The 4452-nt window shown below is 41.9% G+C and carries 1 protein-coding gene; it reads right to left on the bottom strand.

Annotation, left to right across the window (positions count from 1 at the left end; all coding sequences use genetic code 11):
* The coding region (locus AOQ32_RS07840; RefSeq protein WP_059394337.1) for a glycoside hydrolase family 70 protein at positions 1 to 4452 on the bottom strand (4452 nt) is incomplete at both ends.

Here is a 4452-nt window from a genome sequence, read left to right as displayed (position 1 = left end):
TTTACTTCTTGGTTTGTCCGCATAAAGAAGGTGCCGTCATTACCGAAGTAGTAAAGCTTACCGTTGATGTTTTGAACACCTTGAACTGCCCGTCCATCTGCACCTGTGTAGTATGTCAGACCCCAAGCTTCATGCCAGGCATTATCTTGACGCAAACCATTTTCGAACCAGTAGTAAGTGCCCATGTAGTAGCGGAAGCCAGTATATGGGTTTCCACCTTCATACCACATCCAGTTTCTACCGTCATTCAAGTAGCCACTAGCTGGTCCCTTTACATTGAAAGTTCCATCGGTACCAAAGTCGTAAGCGTGACCGTCGATAGCATGAATTCCTTCAACCGTTCGACCATCATCACCAACATAATACTTCAATCCCCAAGCAGTTTCCCACTTGTTTTGTTGGCGAACACCATTTTCAAACCAATAGTAAGCGGACATGTAGTTTTGGAAACCGGTATAAAGTTGGCCATTATTGAACCACATCCAACCTAAGTTACTGTTCAAGTAACCTGATGGGCGTGACTTTATCGTATAAGTACCATCTGTTCCAAAGTCATAAGCTTGGCCATCAATAACCTGAACACCTTGGACAGCCTTTCCGTCATTACCAAAGTAATATTGGTTTCCATAAACGGTTTCCCAGGTATTTTCGACGCGAACACCGCTGTTAAAGTAGTAATAGCCGTTTTCGTAAGACTTGATTCCGGTATAAACAACACCATTTTCGAACCACTTCCAACCTTGGGCATCCTTATAATAGCCAGTTGGGCGGGACTTCAAATTATAAGTGCCATCTGTTCCAAAGTCATAAGCTTCGCCATCAATAATTTGGAAACCTTGTACAGCTTGTCCATCGTTTCCAACATAGAATTCGGCACCATCTGATCGAGTCCAGAAGTGGTTTCGCAATTCAATCCCGTTAGCAAGGAAAATATACTTTCCACCGTTAATCGTTTGGTCACCAGTTACCATGTAGCCATTATTATCGAAGTAGTACCAGTTACCCTTTGAATCTTGAAAAAAGGCGTTCTTAGCTTCGTAACCGCTATATGAATAGTACCTGATTCCCTTAGAATCTTCTTCGAATCCAGAAACAGAATCTTGATTCAACAATTGCATTGGCAAGAATGAACCCGAACCATCTTGGATAAGGAAGTAATTACTTGTTGCTGAATCACGAAGTACGAAACCTGTTCCACGGCCTAAGATATTCGTTCCATTCAAGTATTTTGCGGACCATTGCGTAATGCGCGTATCACCAACAATTGGCTTACCCGTTGAAATTTGCTTGGTCTCAAATAGGCTTAGATACAATGCTTTCAACTTTGCTAAGAATGCACCACCATACTTAGATTGGTAATCCGTTCCACTACTCATTGTATTCGCAATATAAACTAAGTTATTAAAGTTTGATCCTTGAACCGCAGTACCTTCGCCATCTGTACGAGTGGCCGTTACTGCTTCTTGGCCTGGTAGGTTATATAACTGATCTGGAACCCAGTCGGCCATTGCTTGAATACCGACTGCATGAACAGCCTTAATTGCTTCGCGCAATTGCTCATCAGTTCCATATTTCGTTGGATTTGGTGTACCGTCGGCGTTATTAAATCCTAAGTCATAACGATCAGTAAATGAATAACCATTCTTGATAATCGAATCCAAAAAAGTACTATCTGTACTTGAGCGATATTGTGGTGCAAATTGGAAGCTTGTCACTCCCCATGACTTAAACAAGTTAGCATTCTGTGCAATCTTAACGTTCGTATACTCACTTGTCTGTGTTGGCATTGCTTGGAAGTTTGAGAAACCTTCATAAATGACATTTGAATCAAGTGCCGCATTTGAATGCAAGGTCTTGCCATCAGTTGATGTTGCAGAATTTGAAGAATCCGTTAATGAACGAGAATCTTGATCAGCAGAAGCACCAACGGGTACCCAAACGGCTAAATAACCTGATACTTGCGGATCGCTAACACCGTATACCCACGTTGAATCAAAAATCAGGTCACCGTTAGCATCCGTCATCATAGTTGGTGCACCACTATCTGATGAATAAACCTGCAAACCATTCTGCGTTGAAAGCAAGGCAGCACGGAAAAGCTGGTTCTTGTGAGAAGCACCCATGTGGAGGACAACCTTCTCATTAGCACCCAATTGCAAGTTTTGGTTATTACTTACAATGACACCAATTCCATCAGTTCGCTGTGTATTTCCGCTAGCATCAACATCAGTAGCGTTCATTAAATCTTTACCGTAACGAACCGATGTCAAAATATCAGTTCGCTCAGTATTTTTATTGGCTGCCCCATCCCATGAACCTGTTGCCATTGTTTGTCCACCGGCAACATACTTCACACGATCTTGGAGCAATGTGCTAATGGCATCATAATATGGCGACTTGGTAGCCATGTACTGGCCATCATCAGTATACAGGTCACCATAGTAGACGCGAGGAATCGTATCTTTATTCGTCAACAACATTGCGTAAGCGGCAGGCACATTGTACATTGTGTACCGCTTATTGGTTGACTGTTGGTCGGCATCGTAAATCTTAAATGCCGTTGCTAACTGATCTGCAGTTGGACGGAATCCATCGGCGCCTGGATAATAATCATTAATGATTTGCGCAATGATTGTTTGAACTTGACTATCATGGGCACGCAAGAATGAATAATTTGGGACAGCCTGATTTTCAGTATTATCGTTACTACGATCAACGTTATACCATTGCAAGAAACGAGCCATGTTATCACGTTGTGTTGGGTTTTTGGTCAAAGAAGAAACTAACTGAACTTGGGTTTTAAAGTCCATTGTCAATTGGTTAGCACCAGTATCACCACTGTACTGATAATCATTGTAATCCCAATCTTCCAAGATTGATAAATGCTGGTTTGCGGTAGCATTGTTTTTATCAACACCGTAAGCAGCCTTCATATATTCAGCTGCAATTTGTAGCAAATCAGCATCAACGTTATCAACCGCATCAATTCGGTAACTATCAAAGTTGGCACTTGGATCGTTTGCCGTAATTGAACCGAAGTTCAATAGATAGTACAACCAATTCAATTGTTCTGCTTGAACAGTTGGATTCGAGTTATCAACATCGTTAGCTAACAAGAATTCGTAACCACCCAAATAGCTATCTGATCCAGTTTGGTTAGAAGGGGTACGGTTCAAGTAGCGATAATCTGAATTTGCCCAAGGAGTATTCGTACTATTGCTGTATGCTAACGTTCCACCTTGCAATCCATCAGTCGCACTTGGAGATTCACTCGTGATGTTCCACTGACTTTGAGTAGCAATGAATTGAGTCATCAAAGTTTGCAGCCAAGTAGTTGAACCACCTTGAGCCGTAATCTTCTTTTCAATCGCAGCTTGAATCTGGTTAGCAGCCGTATTCAAATCAGCCTGTGAGGTTGAAGAGGCATCCACCTTTGCACCACTATACAGCTGCTGTGAAATCATAAAGTTAATATAGGCTGCCTGTGTTTGCTTATCTGGCCACCAAGTCATCAACAATGGGCGTCGATCAGTTGATTGTGAGGCCACCCAAGTTTGTCCATCTTGCAAGATATCCTTAGGTTGGTACCAAGAAGCAGCTGTAATATAACCATCGACGTTATCGATAGCTGATGTAGAAACAGAAGCTAACTGATTATGGGCCGTGTAATCATTTGATGTTGATGTAACACCAGTATCAAATTGTTGTTGATTGGCAATTGTGGCGTGCCCATCATTACGGTCAAAGTAATATTGCACACCATTGATGGTCGTTGGGCCGTCCCCGCCCTTCGTTACTTGGCCTTGGTTATTAATTAAATAAATCTTACCATCGACCGTTTGAAGTCCAGTCGTGGTATTGCCGTTGGCATCAAAATAGTAAATATTATTATTAGAATCAGTGACAAAGCCGTTCTTTACCTGCTTATAGTCATCACCGAATCCATAAACTTTACCATTGATGACTTGAATTCCCTTAGCGGCATCACCAGAACCTGCATCAAAATAGTAAGTATCGGAACCAATCGTTTTGATACTGCCTTTAAGTTGGTCCCCAGTACTTTCATCAAAGTAGTGCAAAGCACCATCAATTTGACGTAAGCCGGTCAATGGCTTTCCAGTACTTTTTAGGATAAATTGATAACCACCGTCTGATGATGGCTGGTAACTTCCATCAACCCCACCGATATAATTTAAAATTTGTGGTGTTGTGTTGCCACTCGTCGTGATGGTTGTAGTGGATCCTGTGGTATTGGTAATCGTTGAGGTATTACCACCTGTATTAACTGTAACCGAGTTATTATTGTTATTATTCGAATTTAAAGGATTCGTTGATGGTGTTGATTGATTATTTTGGTTAGTTGTTGGTGCAGTAACCGTAGTTGTAGTTGTATTTGTAGTCGTTGAATCAGCAGATACGAGTGTCGTGCCACCTACGGCAACGGCTGCCCCC

Origin of the sequence: Fructobacillus tropaeoli, assembly GCF_001047135.2 — a bacterium.
GTDB classification, from domain to species: Bacteria; Bacillota; Bacilli; order Lactobacillales; family Lactobacillaceae; genus Fructobacillus; species Fructobacillus tropaeoli.
This window is presented reverse-complemented; position numbering and strand designations above follow the sequence as displayed.